The following is an 18,430-nucleotide window of genomic DNA, read 5'->3' as shown; positions in this document are numbered from 1 at the left end:
TTTACAATCGCGGCCATGACTGCCGCCCACACTCCCGTTCATTCCACTCCGCGCCAGGCCTTCCTGGGCGGGCTGCTGCTCGCCATCATTGGTGCCATCTTCTTTTCCGCCAAGGCCATCGTGGCCAAGCTGATGTACCGCTACCAGGTCGATGCGGTCATGGTGATCACGCTGCGCATGCTGTTTTCTTTCCCCATGTTTGCCGCCGTGGCGCTCTGGAAAGCGCGCACCCAGCCGCCCCTGGCGCGCGCCGACGTGCTGCGCATCGTGGTGCTGGGATTGATGGGCTATTACCTGTCGAGCTTCCTCGATTTTCTCGGGCTGCAATATATCTCGGCCGGGCTGGAACGATTGATCCTGTTCCTCACGCCTTCCTTCGTGATGCTGATCGCCTTTTTCTTCTTCAAGCGCAAGGTCGGCTGGATCGAATGGGCGGCGCTGCTGGTGTCCTACTTCGGTACCGTGCTGGTGCTCCAGCATGACCTGCAGTCCGGCGGCAGCAACGTCATCCTCGGCAGTGCTCTGGTGCTGGGATCGGCCCTGAGCTATTCGATCTACCTGATCTCTTCCGGCGAACTGGTGCGCCGGGTCGGCGCGGTGCGGCTGGTGGCCTATGCCATGTGCGTCTCCAGCGTGGCCTGCCTGATCCAGTTCTTCATCTTGCGCGCGCCCGCCGACCTGGTCACGCAGGTGGCCCCGGTGTACCAGCTGTCACTTTTCAATGCAGTGTTCTGCACGGTGCTGCCGGTGTTCCTGACCATGGTGGCGGTGGCCCGCATCGGTGCCCCCACGGCCGCCCAGGCGGGGCTGGTGGGGCCGGTCTCGACGCTCTTCATGGGCGCCGTGCTGCTGGATGAACCGATCACCGGCATCCAGCTGGCCGGCACCGCCCTGGTGCTGGCGGGCATGTGGCTGCTGTCGCGCAAGAAGCGCTGAGGCGTTCTATACTGCCTCTCGATATATGAATGTTCAGGCTAGAAATCCACTCACTACAAGGAGACCCAGATGGCAAAAGCAATCCGCATGAGCAAGACCGGCGGCCCCGAAGTCATGGAATATGTGGACGTGGAAGTGGGCGAACCGGGTCCCGGTGAAGTCCGCATCCGCCACGCTGCCGTCGGCCTGAACTTCATCGATTGCTATTTCCGCTCCGGCCTCTATCCGCAGCCGCTGCCAGCCGGCCTGGGCCAGGAAGCGGCCGGCACCATCGAAGCCGTTGGTGCGGGCGTGGCCGGTTTCCAGGTCGGTGACCGCGTGGCCTATGCCGGCCGTCCCAATGGCGCTTATGCCGAAGCGCGCGTGATGCCGGCCGACATCCTGGTCAAGCTGCCGGATGCCATCAGTTTCGATACCGCAGCGGCCATGATGCTGCAGGGCATGACGGTGCAATACCTGCTGCGCCAGACCTATGCCGTACAGCCCGGCGAGACCATCCTGTTCCATGCAGCCGCCGGCGGCATCGGCCTGATCGCCTGCCAGTGGGCGCGCGCCCTGGGCGTGAACCTGATCGGCACCGTCAGCAGCGACGAGAAGGCGGCCCTGGCCAAGCAGCATGGTGCGGCCCACGTCATCAACTACACCACCGAAAACTTCGTCGAACGCGTCAAGGAAATCACCGGCGGCAAAGGGGTGCCGGTGGTCTATGACGCCATCGGCAAGGACACCTTCACCGGCTCGCTGGATTGCCTGCGCCCGCGCGGCATGATGGTCAGCTTCGGCAATGCCTCCGGTCCGGTGCCGCCGTTCGGCGTGTCCGAACTGGCCTCGCGCGGCTCGCTCTTCCTGACCCGCCCCTCGCTGGGCAACTACATCGCCACCCGCCCCGAACTCGATGCCACCGCAGGCGACCTGTTCGACATGGTCGAGAGCGGCAAGATCAGCATCGAGATCAACCAGCGCTATGCCTTGAAGGATGTCGGCCAGGCCCACGCCGACCTGGAAGGCCGCAAGACCACCGGTTCGACCATCCTGATCCCGTGATGGCCGCGTAATCGCCTGATGACCCTGATACAAGAGGAATGCCTATGGACCAGCCCCCGCGCGACCCCGGCCTCGACAATCCCATGGGCCATCCCCCCGAGCAGGCGGCCGGCGCCGACGGCTCGCCCAAGTTCGGGCGGCTGTTGGCAGTGCTGATCTGTGCGGTGCTCATGATCGTGGTCATCACCTTCGCCAGCGAAGCCTACTTCTCCTGATTTTCCACTGGATATCGAAATTCTTCGGTACGGATCTCGCAAGTTATCGGGGTTTACCCAAGACTATGCGTGGATCACGCATTTTTCTCCGTCTTGATCGTCAAATGCTGCCTTCGGCGTTCGGGTGAATTCCTTCACCTGAACGCCTCCAGGGAGAACATTTTTGGCGGGAGAGGGAGATGGGAAGGAACTGGCACGCGGTCGTTGTCTGGTGCGGCCGTCTGGCCTTGGGCGTGGCGTGCGGCCTGCACGCTGCGCAGGCGGCCGAGAACGGGGTGAGCCCGCAGGAAATCGTGCTGGGCCAGTCGGCCCCCTTTACCGGCCCGGCCGCCGAGGTCGGGCGCGACTTCCAGGAAGGGGCACGCAGCTATTTCGCCCAGGTCAATGCCCGTGGCGGCGTGCATGGGCGGCGCGTGCGGCTGCTGAGCCTGGATGACGGCTACCAGCCCGAACGCACCCTGGCCAATACCCAGCAGCTGATCTGGCGCGACAAGGTATTCGCGCTGTTCGGTTTTTCCGGCACGCCCACGGTGCTGGCGGCGCTGCCGGCCATCCGCGAGGCCGGCATTCCGCTGATCGCTCCGCACACCGGGGCCGCCGCCCTGCGCGAACCCTTCAATCGCCTGATCTTCCACGTGCGCGCCAGCTACGAGCAGGAAACCGGTTTCCTGCTGCGCCAGCTGCAGGGCACCGGGCGCAAGCGCGTGGCGGTGTTCTACCAGAACGATGAGCTCGGCAAGGGCCTGCTGGACAACCTGCGCCAGCGCGCAGCGCAATACGGACTGACCCTGGTCGGCAGCATGCCCATCGAGCGCAACAGCGATGCCGTGGGGCCGGCGGCAGAACAGTTCATGAAGATGCGCCCCGATGTGGTGATCCAGGCCGTGTCCTACGAGCCGGCCGCGGCGCTCATCACGCGCATGCGGGCGGCGGGCTACCTCGGCGGCTTTTCCCATTATTCCTTCGTCGGCAGCCTGTCGCTGGCCGCACGCCTCAAGCAGACCGGGGTCGGTACCGAGATCACCCAGGTGGTGCCATTTCCCAACAAGGCCAGGCTGCCCATCGTCTACGAATACCAGAAGGCCATGGAAAGCAGTCCCGGCGCACGCTGCAATTTCATCGGGCTGGAAGGCTACATCGCCGCCCGCGTCCTGGTCGAGGGCTTGCGCCGCGCCGGCCCGCAACTCACGCGTGCCGGCCTGATCCGGGCGCTGGAGAGCATCACCCCGGCCAACTACGATGGCGGCGGCTTCAGCCTGCAGTTCGGTCCTGCCGATCACAGCGGATCGGATTTCGTCGACCTCACCGCCATCGGCATGGGTGGACGCTTCATCAATTGAGGGCAGGGCAGCGGAGCAGCCGCCCGGCGCGGTCCTGTCCTGATCGGCTACACTGTGACGCGGCGCCCGGCGACCGGCCGTACGCCATCGCCTCCCTTGCCACCCTCATCAAGGATCCGCCGTGTCTGGTTCCCGTTCCTCTTCGCTGGCTGCGCCCGCCTACTCCGGCGTGGCCCTGATGGCCGCCTGCAGCGCCGGTTTCCTGTGGGGCACCGGAGCCCTGGTGGTCAACATCCTGATCGCGCAATACGGCTTCGCGCCGGGCGACATCTCCTTCTGGCGCTTTGCGGTCGGTGCGGTGTTCCTGTGCCTGGTATTCGGCGCACGCATCCACCTGCCGACTCTGCGCGCGCTGCTGCTGCCCGTGGTGCTGGCCGGGACCACCATGGCCGGCTACGTGCTGTTCTGGTTCCTGGGAATCGAGCGCATCGGCGCGGCCATTCCCACGCTGATCGCCCTGTGCCTGCCACCGGTGTTTTCCACCGTCATCGCGCTGTTGCGCGGGCAGGAAAAGCTGGACTGGACGCTGGCAGCGGTGCTCGCCGCCGCACTGGGCGGCACCGTGCTGATCGTGGCGCGGCATGAGGCCAATGGCAGTTCGGCATCAGGCCAGACGGACCTGCTCATCGGACTGGCCTGTTCGGTCGCCTCGGCCATGCTCTATACCGGATTCACGCTGGTCAGCGGACGGCTCTCGACGGCGCTGGGGGCCGGCCCCTCCGCAACCTGCCTGACCGTGGTGGCGGCGCTGGTGATGGGACTGGCCAGCCTGGCGCGGCCGCTGCACTGGCCCAGCGGCTTGCCGCCGCAAGCCTGGTATCTGTACCTGGGGGTGGTCACGGCGGCGCTGGCGCTGCTGGTGTTCAGCTGGGGCGCCGCACGCCTGACGCCCACGGCGCTGACCGTGGCGACCCTGATCGAACCGCTCACGGCAGTCCTGCTGGCCGCCGTATTGCTGGGCCAGACCCTGAGCGCTACCCAGTGGCTGGGCGGCGCGCTGTTGTTGCTGAGCATCTGGGGCCTGGGCAAGCGGCTCGGGCGGTCGCCGCACGGGTGAGCGGGATCAGTTCTCCGGCTGGCCGTTCTTGTCCACCTTGATGCGGATGTGGCGCGTCACGCCGCTGGGACCGGGGAAATCCTCGAAGGCCGCGCGCACCATGGCCGGCATGGCGGCCGTCAGTCCGGCACGCTGGCCTTCGCTGTCGACCACGACGTCGAACAGCTTCTTGCCGTCGCTGGCCTGGCTGATGCCGATCTGCAGCCGGCGCAGGAAGACCGGATAGCTGGTGGTCTGCATCGGACCGCCATACCAGAAGGGATCATAGAACGGTCCGTAAGGGCCGTAGAAGCCGAACGGGCGCGGACCAAAGCGTCCCCAGCCCGGCCCCGGTCCGTAGAAGAAGGGATCATAGGCCGGCCGGCTCACTACCACCTGCTCGGTATTCATCCCGTAGCCGAAGCTGACCTGCAATTGCGCCGACTTCAGATCGCGCGCCTCGGTGAAGCCGAGGAATTGCAGCTCCTGGCGGATCAGCCCGGCGTAGTTCTGGTATTGCAGGTCATTCTCCTGTTCCTTGGCGGGCGCGAAGGCATAGGCGCGCTGGTTGTAGTCGGGCGACCAGGCGTGGAAAGAGGTGACGTTGCTCTCGATTACCGAGGCGCAACCGGACAGCAGCAGGCTGGCCGCTGCAAGAAGGGGATAAAGCCAGCGTTTCATGAACGAACTCCCTCAGAAAAAAGCCGGGCACCGGGCAGAAGGCTGGGATGCCGTGGGAAGGGCGCTTGCGGGGCGATATGAAGCAAAAGGCAAAAAACCTTGCCTCGTCAGACCCTGCAAGCGGCCATTTTGATCCCGCGTGGAAAGCGACAGCCGGAAAACCCCGCTGCGCCTGCCTGCTTCGCCCCAATCTGGGGCAAGGGCCGGTTTCGCCATTGTACCGGCCGGAGGCCGATATGAACCATGCTTCCCGCCAACAGTCCCTGATGGAGACGAGCGCGGCAAATCCGGCCGATTCCATTCGCGCAGTGCGGGATGATTGGTAAAATCGGGTTTTTGCTGCACCTGAATTGGCTTCCTGCTGTCTTAGCCTTCACTTTAGCCCTCATTTTCTGACCTCCATTTCCCTTCCCGGACAGGCCTCCATGCGCACCGATACGCCCCAGACGATCTACCGTAAAGACTACGCCGCTCCCAATTACCTGGCGGACACCGTCGAGATGGGTTTCGACCTCGATCCCGCTGACACCCGTGTGGCCACCCGCATCACCCTGACCCGCAACCCGGACGCCAAGGGCCGCGACCTGATCCTCTTCGGCGAAGAGCTGGAACTGGTGGCCCTGCGCCTGAACGGCAAGACGCTCTCGCAGGCCAAGGGCGATTTCCGCATCGTCGGCGGCGTGCTGACCATCCCCGCCGCCCCGGCCAAGGTGACGCTGGAGATCGAGACCCTGGTCCATCCGGACCGCAACACCTCGCTCATGGGCCTGTATGTGTCCAATGGCAATTTCTTCACCCAATGCGAAGCCGAAGGCTTCCGCAAGATCACCTATTTCCCGGATCGTCCGGATGTGATGGCCAAATTCACCGTCATGCTGCGCGCCGACAAGGCGCGCTATCCGGTGCTGCTGTCCAACGGCAACCTGATCGAAGAGGGTGAGCTGCCCGATGGCCGCCACTATGCGAAGTGGAAAGATCCGTTCAAGAAGCCTTCTTACCTGTTCGCCCTGGTGGCCGGCCAGCTGGTCTGCCAGGAAGAAACCGTGCGCCTGCACTCGGGCCGCGATGCGCTGCTGCAGGTGTGGGTGGAAGAGGGCAACCTCGACAAGACCCAGCACGCCATGGAGTCCCTGAAGAACAGCATCACCTGGGACGTGGAACGCTTCGGCCTGGACCTCGACCTGGACCGCTTCATGATCGTGGCGGTGGGCGACTTCAACATGGGCGCCATGGAAAACAAGGGCCTGAACATCTTCAACACCAAGTACGTGCTGGCCAATCCGCGCATCGCCACCGATGTCGACTTCGCCAACATCGAAGCGGTGGTCGGCCACGAATATTTCCACAACTGGACCGGCAACCGCGTCACCTGCCGCGACTGGTTCCAGCTGTCGCTGAAGGAAGGCCTGACCGTCTTCCGCGACCAGGAATTCTCGGCCGACATGATCGGCAGCGACAGCGGCCGTGCCGTCAAGCGCATCGATGACGTGCGCGTGCTGCGCCAGGCGCAGTTCCCGGAAGATGCCGGTCCGATGGCCCACCCGGTGCGTCCCGATTCGTTTGTCGAGATCAACAATTTCTACACCGTCACCGTCTACGAAAAGGGCGCTGAAGTGGTGCGCATGTACCAGACCCTGCTGGGCCGTGACGGCTTCCGCAAGGGCATGGACCTGTACTTCAAGCGCCACGATGGCCAGGCCGTGACCTGCGACGATTTCCGCGCCGCCATGGCCGACGCCAATGGCCGCGACCTGTCGCAATTCGAACGCTGGTACAGCCAGGCCGGCACGCCGCTGGTGCAAGCCAGCGCGGACTACGACGCCAAGCGCAAGACCCTGACCCTGACGCTGGAACAGAGCTGCCCGGCCACGCCCGGCCAGAAGAAGAAACAGCCCTTCCACATTCCGGTAGCCGTGGGCCTGCTGGATGCGCAGGGCCGTGACCTGGCGCTGACCCTGCAAGGCGAGAAGAAGGCCGGTGCCACCACCCGCGTGCTGGAACTGACCAAGGCCAAGCAGAGCTTCACCTTCATCAACGTCGATGAAAAGCCGGTGCCGTCGCTGCTGCGCGGTTTCTCCGCGCCGGTGGTCCTGCAATACGACTACAGCGATGCCGAACTGGCCTTCCTGATGGCCCACGACAGCGATGCCTTCAACCGCTGGGAAGCCGGCCAGCGCCTGGCCACGCGCCGTCTGCTGAACCTGACGGTGGCCGTGCAGGCCGCGCGCCAGTCCGGCCATGTGGTGGCGGTCGACACCGTGCTCAACAACATCGAGCACGATGGTGCCCTGGCCGAAGCGCTGCGCGCCACCCTCAAGGACGAGTCGCTGGATCCTGCCTTCCGCGAACTGGTGCTGACCCTGCCGTCGGAAACCATGATCGCCGAACAGATGGAAGTCATCGATCCGCACGCCATCCACGTGGCGCGCCAGTTCCTGCGCCGCTCGCTGGCGCGCGAACTGCGCGATGATCTGCTGGCCGTGTATCGCGCCCACCAGACCCCGGGTGCCTACAGCCCCGACGCCGCTTCGGCCGGTCACCGTGCCTTGAAGAACGTGGCCCTGTCCTACCTGGCCGAGCTGGATGATGAAGAAGCCATGGCCCTGGCCCAGCAGCAGGACCAGGACGCCAACAACATGACCGACCGCCTGGCCGCACTCTCGGCCGTGCTCAACAGCGCCGCCCCCGGCAAGAGCGAAGCCCTGCAGCGCTTCTACGCCGAGTTCGAACAGGAAGCCCTGGTCATCGACAAGTGGTTCACCCTGCAGGCCACGGCCCGCAATGCCGACGTGAACACCGTGCGCACCCTGACCGAGCATCCGGCTTTCACGCTCAAGAATCCGAATCGCGCACGCAGCCTGATCTTCAGCTTCTGCAACGGCAACCCCTCGGCCTTCCATGCGCTGGACGGCAACGGCTATGCCTTCTGGGCCGAACAGGTGATCGCCCTGAACGGCAGCAATCCGCAAGTGGCCGCGCGCCTGGCCCGCAGCCTGGACCGCTGGCGCAAGTACACCCCGGCGCTGCAGGAAAAGATGCGCCTGGCCCTGCAACAGGTTGCGGCCACCCCCAAACTCTCGCGCGACGTGGCCGAAGTCATCACCAAGGCCCTGGCCGATTGATCTGTCAGACAGATAATTGACCCATCACTCATTCATCCGATTCATTAAATAAAAACCACTGCAAGGAAGACCACCATGAAACGTATCAGCCTCACGCAACACCTGATCGAGCAGCAACGCCTGCACAACAAGATCCCGTCCGAACTGCGCCTGCTGATCGAAGTCGTCGGCCGTGCCTGCAAGTCGATCTCGCATGCGGTCGGCAAGGGTGCGCTGGGCGAAGTGCTGGGCAGCGCCGGCAGCGAGAACGTGCAAGGCGAAGTGCAGAAGAAGCTGGACGTGATCTCCAACGAGATCCTGCTGGAAGCCAATGAATGGGGCGGCCACCTGGCGGCCATGGCCTCCGAGGAAATGGAGACCATCCACCGCATCCCCAACCGCTATCCCAAGGGCGAATACCTGCTGATGTTCGATCCGCTGGATGGCTCCTCCAACATCGACGTCAACGTCTCCATCGGCACCATCTTCTCGGTGCTGAAGGCCCCGGAAGGCATGACCGAACCCAGCGAGCAGGACTTCATGCAGCCCGGCACCAAGCAGGTCGCCGCCGGCTATGCCGTCTACGGCCCGCAGACCGTGCTGGTGCTGACCACCGGCGACGGCGTGCACTGCTTCACGCTGGACCGCGAAATGGGCGCCTGGGTGCTGACCCAGAAAGACATCAAGATTCCCGAAGACACCAAGGAGTTCGCCATCAACGCCTCCAATCAGCGTCACTGGTTCCCGCCGGTCACCCGCTACGTCGATGAAATGCTGGCCGGCTCCACCGGTCCGCGCGGCAAGGATTTCAACATGCGCTGGATCGCCTCCATGGTGGCCGACGTGCATCGCATCCTGAACCGCGGCGGCATCTTCATGTACCCGGCCGATGCGCGTGAGCCGGGCAAGCCGGGCAAGCTGCGCCTGATGTACGAAGCCAACCCGATGGCCTTCATCGTCGAGCAGGCCGGTGGCGCCGCCACCGATGGCCAGCAGCGCATCCTCGACATCCAGCCGGAAAAGCTGCACCAGCGCGTGGCCGTGTTCCTGGGCTCGAAGAATGAAGTGGAGCGCGTGACCTCCTATCACAAGGAATAAGCGTCCGGCGAATCACTCGCCTGCTGCAGAACATGCCGCCCGGTTTGCACCAGGCGGCATTTTTTATGCCCGCTTTTCTGTGCGGTTTACCGCAGGTTTTTCTGTGCTTGATTCTGCTGCGCGCGTGTCAGCTCTGTGCCGACGGCGCTCCCGCCTGCGCCAGCCGCACCTGATTGCGCCCGCCATGCTTGGCTTCATAGAGGGCCGCATCGGCGCGCCCGAGCAAGTCTTCCACGGTGCGCTCGCCTGCTGGCAGCAATTCCATGGCGCACACGCCCGCGCTGGCCGTGACCACGCCGCGCGGATTGCCGCGATGAGGCAGATCCAGTGCCTGGATGCCGGCGCGGATCTTCTCCGCCACCTGCACCGCTCCGGCGGCATCGGTATCGGGCAGCAGCATGAGCATTTCCTCGCCGCCATAGCGTGCGGCCAGATCGCCCGGCCGGCGCTGGCGCTCGCGCAGGACGGCGGCAATGCGGCGCAGACATTCGTCGCCCGCCTGATGGCCGTAGAGGTCGTTGTACTGCTTGAAGAAATCCACATCGATCATGATCAGCGAGAGAGCCGACTTGCTGCGTGCGGCACGCCGGAATTCCGCCGCCAGTACGGTATCGAGATGACGGCGGTTGGCCAGGCCGGTCAGGCCATCCTGATGCGCCAGCTGCTCCAGCCGCTGGTTGGCCTGGTGCAGCTCGCCCATCACCTGCAGCGCGCGATCCTCGGCCACCAGGCGCAGCTCGATCTGCCCGATCAGCCGCCACCCGAACAGCCCGATGATGATCAGCAACAGCAGCACCGCCGCACCATACACGATGGTCTGCTGCCGCCACGGGGCGAGCGCTTCATTGCTCGATGTGGTCACGGTGACGATCAGCGGGAAGCCCTGCACCGGCTGGTACGACACGTAGCGGTCGATGTCGTCCAGCGGCGAATGCAGCAGTACATGGCCGCTGGTTGGACTGGCCAGCGCTTCGCCGATGACCGGGTCCAGGCTCAGGTCGTGATTGATGTAGGCGGGATCGAAAGGCTGCCGCGTCAGGACCTTGCCGGGCCGCAGGAGCAGCAGGATGGAACTGTCGCGGCCGATCTCCACGGTCTGGTACAGGGCGTTGAAGTGATCCAGCCGCAAGGTCGCCAGCAGCAGCCCGGCGAAGCGCCCATCGGGATGATTCAGGCGGCGCGACATCGGAATGATCCACTGGTCGGTACTGCGGCTGAGCAGTGTCGGATGGATGTGCGGTTGGGGATCGTCGTGATCGCGGTGATAGATGAAATACGCGCGGTCGCTGTTGTTGGCATCGCTGGGGCGCGGCGGCGAAGAACTGGCCACGCGATTGCCGTGCTCGTCGAAGATGTAGAGCCCGTCGAGCTGCGGCATTTCGCTGGCCAGGCGGCGCAGGACCGGGCTCATGGCGTGCAGCTGCGCATGGGTGGTGCCGGCATCGTCGATACGGTCGCTGATGTTGATCAGCGCGCCGTGGGTGGCCTGGAACACGTCATAGGCATGGCGCGCCAGGGCGCGCGCGATGTTGCCGGAATAGGTGCGGGTGTTGTCCAGCTGCACCGTGCGCGCGGCCAGGCTTTGCCAGACGTGGCCAGCCGCGATGGCCACGCAGATCAGCGCGACGAACAGCCGTGCCCGCCGCGCCACGGAATGGCGCGCTACCCGCCCTGCCTTTGCCAGCATTGGCCGCATCGTCCGTGTCTCCCTCCCGGCCGGTCTGTTCCCTCCCCAGGGTGGACCGTTTGAACCAGTATAAGGAGATGGCTCAGCCGTACTGGCCGCGATCAGTCCGTGAAAAAGCCCTCAATTCGTGGGCTGCGCCGCCGGCCGGCGCATCAGCTTGACGCTGTGCAGTGCGGTCAGCAGCACCGACAGCCAGATCGGCACATAGGTGCCCAGTTGCGCCAGCTGCAGGCTTTCGCCCAGTACCGCCATGGCCACCAGCACCAGCAGCACCGGTTCCACATAACCGAGGATGCCGAACAGCCCCATCGGCAGCAGCTTGCCGGCGCGCAGGTAGCTGGTCAGGGCGATCATGCTGAGAATGCCCAGGCCCGGCAGCAACAGCCACATGGCGGGTGTGCGCAGCGTAGGGCCGGTGGCCGGGCTGAGCACTAGGGCCAGCAGCGAGGGCAGCGCCAGCACCATCAGTTCCACCGCGAAGATGAGCATGGAGTCGAGGCGGATGCGCCGGCGCAACATGAAGTAGGGGGGATAGCCCAGCGCCACTGCCAGCGTTGGCCAGGAGAAGGCGCGCGTCATCCACAGTTCATGCGCCACGCCGACGCAGGCGCACAGCACCGCTAGGCGCTGCAGCAGGTCCATCTTCTCGCCATAGTGGAAGCGGCCTACGAGCACCATCGACAGCGGCAGCATGAAGTAGCCCAGCGAGACTTCCAGCGCCCGGCCATTGACCGAGCCCCACAGGAATAGCCATTGCTGCAGGGCCAGCAGGGCCGCCATCAACACCAGCAGTGCGATGCGCGCGGGGCTGGCCAGCAGTTCGGCCATGGCCGCGCGCAGCCGGGGCAGTTCGCCGCGCCAGGCCAGCAGGCCGAGCACGCAGAGCAGGGTGATGAGGATGCGCCAGGCAAAGATGTCCGTGCCATCCAGCGGGGCCAGCAGGCGGGTGTATCCGGACAGAAAGGCAAACAGGGAAGAGGCCAGCACGGACAAGCCGATGCCGCGGCCGACAAGTTGAGGATTCATCGCAGGACCAGGTGCGTCCGGCGCGAGGGAGAGGCACCGGCAAAAGCGCGATTCTACGGCAAGCCGGGGCTGCGGGGCGCGCTCATGCAAAAAGCCCCGGCCGGAGCCGGGGCTTTGAGGTCGACGCGAGGGAGGAAATTATGCGCCCGGGGAAGTCCCCAGCGGGCCATCCTTCTGTTCACGCGCATAGTTGTTGGGCTGGCCGTTCGGGACTTCATAGCTCTTGCGGTCCACGTACTGGCCATTCTGGCCACTTTCCTGCATGGCCGCCGGCGAGGCGGTCTGCTGGCCCTGGTAGTTGTAGTACTGCGACTGCGAGGACGAATCGTATTGCTGCTGCTGCGCGCCCTGCATCGAGCTGCCGCCCTGATCATAGGACTGGGCATAGGCACCGGTGGCGAAAGTGGCAGCGGCCAGTACGGCGGCGGTGAGGAAGGTCTTGGTCATGGCTGTTCTCCTTTATCCTTGGTTGTGCATTCGATGGCGCTGAATGCAATCGGGACTTCAGTTGCAGTGGCGGATACGATCATGCATGCATCCGCAGGTTGGCCTTCGTTTCCCAAAATCAGGCACGGCACGATAAGACTTGAAAAAATGTGTCGGGTGGCCTGCATTGCCTGAAAACTTGGGTTCATCATAGGAAGACCGCAGCGCCGCGACAGTCGGAAAGCCCAGCATGTTCTTGTCGGACATTTCGCGCGCGTCTGACAGCCGGCTTGATCGGCGTCCGAGCGCAAATCCAGGATTTTCGATTGATGCAGAATTGAGTGCAATCCAGCTCATCCATGCACAGGCCGCATCAATCCAGCCTGTGCAAATGATCAAAGTGCGAGTCATTTTCGCGGTGACAGGCGCCGGACGTGTAGTCTGCAAGCTGACAAATCGCCCTGGTTTCGTTACAAAACGTATCACTGCCTCATTCTGGCGCAGTGGCAAAACGCTAAGTAAATGTCCTTTGTAAATGTCCTTTGCGAGCTTGTGTGAGAATGTGGGCAAATGCGTTCAGACGGACAGAGGGTCGAACCAATGTGCGCCCATCCGTCCCCATCCGTACCCATTCGACCCCACGCCCGCTTGATCTGCGACAGGGAAGTGCAACTCGCTGTGGCAAAAATGCGTATCTCTCCCAAGCGGCGCGAATTGCGTTTTGGCAGGTGGCACAACCGGGTTATTCTCAGTCGCATGGGGTTGCTCATGCCGCCTGTCCAAGGGGGGCTGATGAAGCAGAACAAGGGGGACATCATGAACAAGGCAACAAGCACTGCGATGCTGGCCGTGCTGGCAGCAGTGACTGTGCTCAGCGCACCGCTGACGGTCCGCGCTGCCGAATGCAGCAAGGTCGTCATCTCGGCCGATTCCGATTACGCGCCCCTGCACTGGTACGACGGCAAGCGCCTGACCGGTGCCAGCATCGAGATCGCCACGCGTGCCCTGAGTGCGCTCAATATCCCTTATGAGGTACGCTACGTCGGTCCTTTCCACCGCGTGCTCAAGGAGGCCGAGAGCGGGCAAGTGGCGATGGTGTCCTCGCTCAAGAACACGCCGGAACGCCAGTCCTACCTGGCTTTTGCCTCGGTGCCGCTGTTTTCCAATCCGATTGCGGTCTTCGTGGCGCGCGACAAGCGCTTCGCTTACGCCGGCTGGAAGGATCTGATCGGCAAGCGCGGTGCCATTACGCTGGGCAACCAGTTCGGGGGCGGCTTCGATGAATTCCTGCGTGACAATCTCATCATCGAGACCGCGCAAAAGTTTTACATGAATTTCTCCAAGCTCGATTCGGGCCGTATCGACTACCTCATCACCGGTTACTACAACGGCGTGATCTACCTGAACCAGAACGGCCTGGCCGATCGCTTCATGCCGCTGCGCCCCTTCGTCAGCGAGAGTGACAACTACCTCGCCATGAGCCGGGCCAGTCCCTGTGTGAAGCTGCTGCCCCGTATCAACGCGCAGCTGGAAGCGATGCAGAAGAGTGGTGAGCTGCGGGCGGTGCTGCAGAGTTTTGAAACCGATTTGCGCATCGACACCGCCAACCCCGACCAAAGCGGCCGTGCCAAATGAAATCCGGCCCATTCTCACGAGCCGGCGCTTGCCCCTGCAACAGCGGGAAAGAAGCGTAAAACCCTCGCTGTTCCTCACCAGCCGCATGTCATGCGCGGGATAGAGTGACAGGCTGGGGAGCAGTGCGTCGCCCGGACGCGCTGCCGCATCACACACATCACATCGTGCCGCACGCGACGACCATGCCCATCCGAGAAGGCAGGCGCGCGCGCCGGCCTTCATTCAAAAGACGGAGAGGACAATTTGAAGCTGCGAACCAAGATCATCTGGCTGTGCGCCACCACGCTGGTGGGCATCCTGATCATTGCCATGGTGTCGCTGACCACGCTCAGGCGCACCATGATGGAAGAGCGCGAAGCCCAGCTCTCGCTGCTGGTCACGCTGGCCAAGGCCGCCGCCGAGAAGGCGCAGGCGCTGGAGCAGTCCGGCAAGCTCACGCGCGAACAGGCGCAGGCCCAGGCCAAGCTGGTCATCGGCAGCTTCGTCAAGGAGCAGAATTACTACTTCGTGCGCGGCTATACGGACGACTTCAACTACGTGCATCCCAATCCCAAGCGCGTGGGCATTCAGGACAAGACCGCCAAGGAGGATGGCGACCGCTATCGTGCCGCCCTGCAGGGCAAGGAGATCGGCCTGCTGATCGCCGAAGGCACGCGGCCCAATACCACCGAGAAGGTGCAGAAGCTCTATGCCGTGACGCGCTTCGCCCCGTGGAACTGGACCATCGGTTTCGGTGCCTACATCGACGACATCAATCAGGCCTTCTATCGCAATGCCCTGGTGCTGCTGCTGCTGGGCGGCGTGCTGATGGGCGCGATCGCCACCATGGCCGCCTTCATCCTGCGCTCCATCCTGCGCCAGCTGGGTGGCGAGCCGGCACGTGCCGTGCAGATCGTGGAGCAGATCGCGCAAGGCGACCTGTCCACGGCCGTCGCGCTCAAGGCCAATGACCGCCACAGCCTGCTGCATTCCATCGAGACCATGCGCCGCAGCCTCTCTGGCATCGTGCAGGGCGTGCGCCAGGGCACGGACACCATCGCCACCGCCTCCGGCGAAATCGCTGCGGGCAATCTTGATCTGTCATCGCGTACCGAGCAGCAGGCCAGCGCGCTCGAAGAGACCGCGTCTTCGATGGAAGAGCTGACGTCCATCGTGCGCCAGAATGCCGACAACGCCAGCCAGGCCAATCAATTGGCCATCACCGCCTCGGGCGTGGCGAGCAATGGCGGCAAGGTGATCGAACAGGTGGTCGGTACCATGGCCGACATCAACAGCGCTTCCACCAAGATCGCCGACATCATCGGCGTGATCGACGGCATCGCCTTCCAGACCAACATCCTCGCCCTCAACGCTGCCGTGGAAGCGGCGCGCGCCGGCGAGCAGGGACGCGGCTTTGCGGTGGTGGCCTCGGAAGTGCGCTCGCTGGCCCAGCGCAGTGCGCAGGCAGCGCGGGAGATCAAGGGACTGATCGAGGATTCGGTCAGCAAGGTGGACAACGGCTCGCAGCTGGTGGAGCAGGCAGGCCGCACCATGCAGGAGATTGTCACCAGCGTGCGCCACGTGACCGACGTGGTGGCCGAGATCAGCGCCGCCAGCCGCGAACAGAGTGCGGGGATCGAAGAGGTCAATCGCGCCATCACGCAGATGGACCAGGTGACGCAGCAGAATGCGGCGCTGGTGGAAGAGGCGGCCGCCGCTGCCGCTTCGATGCAGGACCAGGCCGCGCAGCTGGCACAACTGGTGTCCGTGTTCCGGCTGCAGGACGCTGCCCAAGGCCTGCGCTAAGTCCCACGGCTTGCCCGGGCTGCGGCGTTCTCGCTTTCCATTCCTTCATTCTCACATCCGCCGTCTCCGGCGCTGCACATCGCAGCGCGCAGAAGAGGCGGATTTTCTTTTGTCGCGCGCACGGGAAAATCGCGTGAGTTTCAATGAGACGCGGTGAGTTCCGGTGACACATGCAGGTTTGCATGCCAATTTTCCTTTCCGTGCGGAACTCTGTCAGCACGGCCATAGTCTAGTCAGCACTCGTATTTGCATCGGGAACAGCGGTGTGAGGCGAGACGGTCGGAATTGCACAACAAAACTGGACGCCACTGTTGAAATCCATATGGAAAACAGGGTGGCATCCGTAGAATTGCCCGACTGCAAAAAGCCGCAACGACGCGGCTTGATGGCGCAACGGAGCGTCTCGCGCAACAGCGCAAGCGGCCAACGATGGCCCTATCTACACTCCAACACCAACAACATCATGCGCTCCTGGATCAATCATCTCAATTACTCACGCAAGTTCGTCCTCATCGGCGCACTCGCTTTTATGCTGTTCATCGTGCCGACCACCCTCCTGGTGCGCAGCAATCTCGACGACCTCGCCACTGCCCAGCGTGAATCGCTGGCCCTTGCACCCGGACGGGAACTGCTGCTGCTGCTCAAGCAAATGCAACAGCATCGCGGTCTGTCGGCCCTCTATCTGGCCGATGGTGATGGCGCAGCCGCCAGCCGCGCAGAGCGCCAGAAGGAAGTCGATGCCACCTTCGACCGTGTGCGCAGCGGCCTCCAGCCGCTGGAAGACAAGGCCCTCACCGATGCGCTCGATGGCCTCAATGCGGACTGGCGCGCCCTCACGCAAAGCATCGCCAGCAAGTCCATCAATGGCGCGCAGAGCAACCAGCAACATGCGCAACTGATCAAGCGCGAGCTGGATCTGCTGGACGACGTGGCCAACAGTTCCGGCCTGGCGCTGGAAGCGGAGGCTGCGCTGTTCTACGTGCAGCGCGCGGTCATGTCCGAACTGCCGCAACTGACCGAAGCACTGGGCCAGGCCCGTGCGCGCGGTGCCGTGATGCTCGGACGCGGCCAGGCCGATGCGGAAGAACGTGCCCGCCTGGAAAACCTGTCCGACCGTGCCCGCCGCAGCTATGAAAGTGCGCGCCGTTCGCTGACGTTGGCTGCGGGCCGCCACCCCCTGCCGGCCGAGGTGGAAAGCGCCCGTGCAGCAGCCGTCACCGCTGCCGACGAAGCCTTCAAAATGGCCGACAGCGCCATCGTGCGCGCCGATCAGCTGACCATGCCGGCCCCGCAATGGGTGTCCACCATGACGCGCATCATCGATACGCAATTCGTGCTGGTGACGTCGTCCTTCGACATGATGCGTGACGAGCTGCAAGCCAAGATTCCGCGCCTGCGCAATGAACTGATCGTGCTGTGTGCTTCGCTGGCGGTGCTGGCCATGGCTGCGCTGTGGCTGATGGTCGCCATCACCCGTGCCACCACCAGTTCGCTGTCGGAAGCAGTGCGCCTGACCGAGGCGGTATCGGCCGGAGACCTGACCCAGCATGTCGAGGTCAAGGGCAGTGATGAAGTGGCGCGTCTGCTCATGGCGATGCAGGCCATGACGGCGCAACTGAGCATGGTAGTCGGCAGCGTGCGCAGCAATTCGGAGAGCGTGGCCACCGCCAGCGCCCAGATTGCCCAGGGCAATGCGGACCTGAGCAAGCGGACCGAAGAGCAAGCCAGCGCCCTGCAGCAGACTGCCGCTTCCATGGAAGAACTGGGATCGACCGTGCAGCAGAATGCCGACGGTGCCCGCCAGGCCGGCCAGCTGGCGCGTGATGCCGCCGAGGTGGCCAGCCAGGGCGGCGCGGTGGTGCAGCAGGTGGTGCAGACCATGCAGGCTATCCACGCCGGCTCGGACCGCATCAGCGACATCATCGGCGTGATCGATGGCATCGCTTTCCAGACCAACATCCTGGCGCTCAACGCGGCGGTGGAAGCTGCCCGTGCCGGCGAGCAGGGACGCGGCTTTGCGGTGGTGGCCACCGAAGTGCGCAGCCTGGCCCAGCGTTCGGCCACGGCGGCGCGCGAGATCAAGGAACTGATCACCGCCAGCGTCGACCAGGTCGGGCAGGGTACGCAGCTGGCCGATCAGGCCGGCAAGACGATGGAAGAGATCGTGACCTCGATTCGCCGGGTCAGCGACATCATGGTCGGCATCAACGCCGCCACGGCCGAGCAGAACACCGGCATCGCCCAGGTCGGCCAGGCCGTGACCCAGATGGACAGCACCACCCAGCAGAATGCAGCGCTGGTGGAAGAAAGCGCCGCTGCGGCCATCAGCCTCTCGGGGCAGGCCCGCGAGCTGGTGCAGGCGGTGGCCGTGTTCCGTGTCGGAAGGGCAGCACTGGCGGCATGATCGGTTTGGCTGATGG

The 18,430-nt window shown here is 64.1% G+C and carries 14 protein-coding genes; 10 read left to right on the top strand and 4 right to left on the bottom strand.

Features of this window, described 5'->3' with window-relative positions; translation table 11 throughout:
- The first annotated feature begins 15 nt into the window (after positions 1-15).
- From MKD49_RS03975 to MKD49_RS03955, 5 genes are all read left to right on the top strand, one after another.
- Complete coding sequence (locus tag MKD49_RS03975) at positions 16-936, top strand: DMT family transporter (protein WP_227022749.1); 921 nt, start codon at positions 16-18, stop codon at positions 934-936.
- A gap of 69 nt (positions 937-1,005) precedes the next feature.
- A complete protein-coding gene (locus MKD49_RS03970) occupies positions 1,006-1,980 on the top strand; it encodes a quinone oxidoreductase (protein ID WP_134136729.1) in 975 nt (324 codons plus the stop codon).
- A 44-nt stretch (positions 1,981-2,024) separates the two neighbouring features.
- The gene (locus MKD49_RS03965; protein ID WP_166675083.1) at positions 2,025-2,195 is read left to right on the top strand and encodes a hypothetical protein; all 171 of its coding nucleotides are present in this window, start codon (positions 2,025-2,027) and stop codon (positions 2,193-2,195) included.
- Between the two features lie 179 nt (positions 2,196-2,374).
- Entirely contained in the window at positions 2,375-3,535 is a 1,161-nt protein-coding gene (locus MKD49_RS03960) for an ABC transporter substrate-binding protein (RefSeq protein ID WP_252695531.1), read from the top strand.
- Positions 3,536-3,656: 121 nt separating this feature from the next.
- Positions 3,657-4,592 (top strand): EamA family transporter, encoded by a 936-nt coding sequence (locus MKD49_RS03955; RefSeq protein WP_252695530.1) that lies wholly within the window; start codon positions 3,657-3,659, stop codon positions 4,590-4,592.
- A gap of 6 nt (positions 4,593-4,598) precedes the next feature.
- Here the strand turns inward: MKD49_RS03955 and MKD49_RS03950 are convergent, their stop codons facing one another.
- Entirely contained in the window at positions 4,599-5,252 is a 654-nt protein-coding gene (locus tag MKD49_RS03950; protein ID WP_034339484.1) for a DUF4136 domain-containing protein, read from the bottom strand.
- A 425-nt stretch (positions 5,253-5,677) separates the two neighbouring features.
- Between MKD49_RS03950 and pepN the strand changes: the two genes are divergently transcribed.
- Both pepN and MKD49_RS03940 read left to right on the top strand, forming a co-directional pair.
- Complete coding sequence (pepN, locus tag MKD49_RS03945) at positions 5,678-8,374, top strand: aminopeptidase N (RefSeq protein ID WP_252695529.1); 2,697 nt, start codon at positions 5,678-5,680, stop codon at positions 8,372-8,374.
- Between the two features lie 75 nt (positions 8,375-8,449).
- Positions 8,450-9,451, top strand: a complete 1,002-nt coding sequence (locus tag MKD49_RS03940; RefSeq protein WP_039784418.1) for a class 1 fructose-bisphosphatase — start codon at positions 8,450-8,452, stop codon at positions 9,449-9,451.
- Positions 9,452-9,578: 127 nt separating this feature from the next.
- On the opposite strand, the gene MKD49_RS03935 is transcribed toward MKD49_RS03940, so the two are convergent.
- The 3 genes from MKD49_RS03935 to MKD49_RS03925 all read right to left on the bottom strand — a co-directional run bounded on the left by MKD49_RS03935 (position 9,579) and on the right by MKD49_RS03925 (position 12,611).
- Complete coding sequence (locus tag MKD49_RS03935) at positions 9,579-11,138, bottom strand: sensor domain-containing diguanylate cyclase (protein WP_252695528.1); 1,560 nt, start codon at positions 11,136-11,138, stop codon at positions 9,579-9,581.
- 120 nt (positions 11,139-11,258) lie between these two features.
- On the bottom strand, positions 11,259-12,164 hold the full coding sequence (gene rarD / locus MKD49_RS03930) for an EamA family transporter RarD (protein WP_204725876.1): 906 nt from the start codon (positions 12,162-12,164) through the stop codon (positions 11,259-11,261).
- Between the two features lie 138 nt (positions 12,165-12,302).
- Positions 12,303-12,611, bottom strand: coding sequence for a hypothetical protein (locus MKD49_RS03925; protein WP_034334554.1), 309 nt, complete (start codon positions 12,609-12,611; stop codon positions 12,303-12,305).
- 819 nt (positions 12,612-13,430) lie between these two features.
- Here MKD49_RS03925 and MKD49_RS03920 point away from each other — a divergent pair.
- The 3 genes from MKD49_RS03920 (at position 13,431) to MKD49_RS03910 (ending at position 18,414) form a co-directional block, all read left to right on the top strand.
- Positions 13,431-14,225 (top strand): ABC transporter substrate-binding protein, encoded by a 795-nt coding sequence (locus MKD49_RS03920; RefSeq protein ID WP_252695762.1) that lies wholly within the window; start codon positions 13,431-13,433, stop codon positions 14,223-14,225.
- Positions 14,226-14,468: 243 nt separating this feature from the next.
- Complete coding sequence (locus MKD49_RS03915; RefSeq protein ID WP_252695527.1) at positions 14,469-16,010, top strand: methyl-accepting chemotaxis protein; 1,542 nt, start codon at positions 14,469-14,471, stop codon at positions 16,008-16,010.
- A 463-nt stretch (positions 16,011-16,473) separates the two neighbouring features.
- Positions 16,474-18,414, top strand: coding sequence for a methyl-accepting chemotaxis protein (locus MKD49_RS03910; protein ID WP_252695526.1), 1,941 nt, complete (start codon positions 16,474-16,476; stop codon positions 18,412-18,414).
- Positions 18,415-18,430: the final 16 nt, after the last annotated feature.

Source organism: Herbaspirillum sp. WGmk3 (assembly GCF_023952535.1).
Classification (GTDB): domain Bacteria; phylum Pseudomonadota; class Gammaproteobacteria; order Burkholderiales; family Burkholderiaceae_D; genus Herbaspirillum; species Herbaspirillum huttiense.
Note: the sequence above shows the minus strand (reverse complement) of the source record. Positions and strands in the feature narration are given on the sequence as shown.

Coding starts and splice junctions, on each gene's coding strand:
- MKD49_RS03975 (WP_227022749.1), top strand. CDS start 16: ATGACTGCCGCCCACACTCCCGTTCATTCCACTCCGCGCCAGGCCTTC.
- MKD49_RS03970 (WP_134136729.1), top strand. CDS start 1,006: ATGGCAAAAGCAATCCGCATGAGCAAGACCGGCGGCCCCGAAGTCATG.
- MKD49_RS03965 (WP_166675083.1), top strand. CDS start 2,025: ATGGACCAGCCCCCGCGCGACCCCGGCCTCGACAATCCCATGGGCCAT.
- MKD49_RS03960 (WP_252695531.1), top strand. CDS start 2,375: ATGGGAAGGAACTGGCACGCGGTCGTTGTCTGGTGCGGCCGTCTGGCC.
- MKD49_RS03950 (WP_034339484.1), bottom strand. CDS start 5,252: ATGAAACGCTGGCTTTATCCCCTTCTTGCAGCGGCCAGCCTGCTGCTG.
- pepN (WP_252695529.1), top strand. CDS start 5,678: ATGCGCACCGATACGCCCCAGACGATCTACCGTAAAGACTACGCCGCT.
- MKD49_RS03940 (WP_039784418.1), top strand. CDS start 8,450: ATGAAACGTATCAGCCTCACGCAACACCTGATCGAGCAGCAACGCCTG.
- MKD49_RS03935 (WP_252695528.1), bottom strand. CDS start 11,138: ATGCTGGCAAAGGCAGGGCGGGTAGCGCGCCATTCCGTGGCGCGGCGG.
- rarD (WP_204725876.1), bottom strand. CDS start 12,164: ATGAATCCTCAACTTGTCGGCCGCGGCATCGGCTTGTCCGTGCTGGCC.
- MKD49_RS03925 (WP_034334554.1), bottom strand. CDS start 12,611: ATGACCAAGACCTTCCTCACCGCCGCCGTACTGGCCGCTGCCACTTTC.
- MKD49_RS03920 (WP_252695762.1), top strand. CDS start 13,431: ATGCTGGCCGTGCTGGCAGCAGTGACTGTGCTCAGCGCACCGCTGACG.
- MKD49_RS03910 (WP_252695526.1), top strand. CDS start 16,474: ATGCGCTCCTGGATCAATCATCTCAATTACTCACGCAAGTTCGTCCTC.